Below are 3,306 nucleotides of genomic sequence, written 5' to 3'. Positions count from 1 at the left end.
CACTCTATGCGTATATGCCGGAGGGCGACTGGTGACGAGTGATATTCGAGCTGGCGGTATTCCTGCGGCGATGATTCTGGTCAGCGGCGGAGTGTCGGGTAGTGCGCGAACGTGTCTCCGGCGGAGGCTGCGTGCTGCGTCGTTACTTGATAGCTGTAGCCGAGTAGGTCAGCGACGAGTGGCGGTGGCATCTCGGTCACCAGGTCGTCGAGGGCCCGATTCTTTGCGGCCAGTAGGTTGATCCCGAGGCCACGGATCTTGGTCATGAGGTAGGAGTAATTGATGTGGGTGCCGGCTCGGCCGCCGGGAAATAGCCAAGGGCTGCTTTCGACGTCCCGAGTCCGTGATGGTGCGCGGTGGGCGAGATGCGTTCGGACGAGTTCTGCGAATGGTTCGAGGATGAGGACAGGTATCTCGTTGAAGGTGAGGTGCAGGTCACCTTCAACTTCAGTGATCGCGTCGATTTGTAGGGAAGCGACGCGGCTGAGGGGCTGCGCGTAGAGGACGAGTAGCATGGCGGCGGTTCGGAATGCGACGGTGTCGGGTTCCTCGACGAGGCAGCGTCGGATCCATTCAATTCTGTCCTCGTGAGTCATCTTGCGCGTTGATTTCGACTTTCGATGGGGGACGATGAGCGGCGGAACGAGTCGTTCTTTCATGGCAACGACTAAGAAGTTCCGGACGGTGAATCGTGTCGTGGGACCGGCTGCGAGCCAGAGGTCGACATGCGCTTGCCGGCACTGGTTCAGTGTTCGCCCGTGCTCGTCATGTAGCCACGTCAGGAATGCGATGGCCGCGGTGATCTCTTGCTTGGCGTTGTGCACGGAGCTCTGGCTGTTCGTCGTTGCGGAGCTTTTCCGTCGGATGCTGCGCAGGTGGTGCCACGTAGCGAACCGCTCGACCGGCTTGCGCAGATCCACGGGCAATGGCTCCAGTTTTTCGGCCAACCAACGTTCGAATCGTTGTAGTGCTTCGTCACGTTGGGGGAGGAGATGGGCGTCGACGAGGATGGCCCTCAGATGGTCGATGTGTCGGCTGGTGGGGAGCTGATCGAGGGTGTCGTGTGTGATTGATCGTTCGTCCGCCCCGAGTTGAGCGAGCGTCGTGCGAACTTTTGGATTCCGCATCCAGGTGTAGATGCTTTCTGGGCGATCGGCCGTGACGAGGGTCTCGCAAAGAGTGTGCAGCGGGGCGTTGGGACGAGCTTCTAAATCGAAGAGCACACTGATGTCGTTGCGCAAAGCACATTCGATGCATGTTGACGTGCGGAATCGCGGGCGTTCCTGCCCGCAGGTGGCGCAGGTGAAACGTTGGCGTATTCCGGTGCACTCAACGCAGGCTGGAGCGCCCATCGGATCTCGTCCAGGGAGCATTCGATCGATCCCGCAGCCCGGGCATCGCCCGTGGCTGTGCGTTGCGTCGTAGAAGCAGATTCCGCAGATCGCTCCGTCCGGCCAGTGAACAGCGATCTTGTTGCATTGGCGTCGGCACCTGTCGCACTGAAGCGAGCCTGCTGTCCGGGGTCGACCGCGTTTGCGGGCTGTGGACTCAGCGGTCATCGGGAACTACTCGGGCCCGTCGCGGGCGAACTCGAGAGTTGAGATCGATGACCCCCTCGTTGACCACTCGGGGGACTGGCTTCTCGTCTTCGGCGCGAACGGCGATGAGCTCGGCAGGTGTGCAGCTGAAGATGTCGCAAAGCGCCGACAGAATCGGCAGGGAAATGCGTTCTGGACGCTGCGTCACGAGTCGATAGATTTGCGACGCGGACAGGGTGATGTCGCGGTCCCGGAGGTGCGAAGCGAGGTCAGTGGTGTTGTGCATGGCGTTGCGGGCCATGAGCTCGGCAAGTTTCCAGTCGTAATCAACGGTGCGTTTCATCTGGGGGCTTCTGCTTTCTTCCGAGGGCTTCATTGATCGTGCTGTCCAGGACTCGACGGAGAGTTTTAGTGCGGTAGTCGCTTGAAACGGATGTGTAGAGCCCCGTGGTGGACGCGTATTCGTGTCCGACTTGGCGTTGAACGAAAAGAGCGTCCCAGCCATCTTCGATGAGGTGGGTGACGTACGAACGGCGCAGCGAATGAAAGTCCAGTCCGGGGGAGAGTCCCAAGTCATCACGGTACCGCCGAAAGCGGGCTCCGAGGGCAGCCTCCGAGACGATGCCCTGGCGCTCATTGGGAAACATGTCTTGTCCGTCGGTCATCAACGACCGACCGCGTTCGTTCCATTCTTCAATGACTTCTTCCGTCCAATCGAAGACGGTGAGGACGCTGCGCTGCTTATGAGCAGAGCCTTTCATCGCTTTGCCGAACCGAACGTTGAGGACACCGAAGTTTCCAAATTCGGGCGCCTGCGGGTTGCGGGAGAAGTCAAACGTCTCGAGGTGACGCACCTCGTTTCGGCGCAGGCCGTAGGAATATGCAATCTTGAAAATGGTGCTGTCTCGGAAGCTCGGGAGCCACCCTTTGCGGTGATGCCGGGCGATCCGGTCTGCCTCATCGTCTGCCCGATCAAACAATGACTGCACCTCTGCCTTGGTGAAAGCTCGCTTGCCGGGCCCTCGTTCTGATTCTTGGACATGGGTGGCGGTGTTCCACTCAAAACACACCTGGGTGGGGTGAGTGCCGAACAGTTCAAGGCAGATTCGCGTCCATTCGTAGCCGGGGTCGGTGAGATAGTCACAGAAAAGCCTGAGGGCATTTTGGTAACTGCGCAGCGTTGACTGGGTGTTCTGGTGAACGGAACGCCTGTCTCCGAAAAACTCGTCGACATGACTCGATGTCCAGTTCCACGGGTGTTCGTTGGTGGCCTCAAGGAATCGCCGCACAAGGCGTTCTCGCTGTTGGATGGTCTGCAAACTCAAATTTCGGCTGAGCTGCTGGTTTCGCCACCCATCGAACATTTCCTGCACGACCTGGTCTTCAGGATGAAGCAGCGGAATCGCAGTATTTCGCGATGCTCTACCAATTGAATCGATCGCCAAAACGTCTCCCAACAAGTGCATCAGATGCTTGATTCTTGCACCAGTTGCATGATCCGCACAAACACGGAGCACAATGTGACTTCAACCCACGAGGAACACATCGCCTCAGCATCATGCGCGCCAACTGGATCACGTCAGCCGCGCCGGGGAAATGCTGATCAAGAGCCAGTTTCCGCCGCCACTGGATAATCACACGATGCCGAAGGGCGAGGAGGGCCAAATCGTGCATCTGTTGGAATAATACCTACTCAGCATTGACATAATAACTATTATCGGTCATATTGGGTGTTATATTACCTGTGATATTGAGCGTGAAAACAGTA

General features: G+C 58.2%; 3 protein-coding genes. All 3 read right to left on the bottom strand.

Translation table 11 applies throughout. From position 1 onward, the window contains the following. Positions 1 to 80: 80 nt before the first annotated feature. Positions 81 to 1,241, bottom strand: a complete 1,161-nt coding sequence (locus JF66_RS20180; protein WP_081882527.1) for a hypothetical protein — start codon at positions 1,239 to 1,241, stop codon at positions 81 to 83. A gap of 307 nt (positions 1,242 to 1,548) precedes the next feature. Then, complete coding sequence (locus JF66_RS20175) at positions 1,549 to 1,881, bottom strand: helix-turn-helix transcriptional regulator (protein ID WP_035880685.1); 333 nt, start codon at positions 1,879 to 1,881, stop codon at positions 1,549 to 1,551. Next, the gene (locus JF66_RS20170; RefSeq protein WP_035880686.1) at positions 1,865 to 2,983 is read right to left on the bottom strand and encodes a site-specific integrase; all 1,119 of its coding nucleotides are present in this window, start codon (positions 2,981 to 2,983) and stop codon (positions 1,865 to 1,867) included. The genes JF66_RS20175 and JF66_RS20170 overlap by 17 nt, the downstream gene beginning before the upstream one ends. Positions 2,984 to 3,306: the final 323 nt, after the last annotated feature.

It is taken from the genome of Cryobacterium sp. MLB-32, assembly GCF_000738085.1.
Classification (GTDB): Bacteria; Actinomycetota; Actinomycetes; order Actinomycetales; family Microbacteriaceae; genus Cryobacterium.
This window is presented reverse-complemented; position numbering and strand designations above follow the sequence as displayed.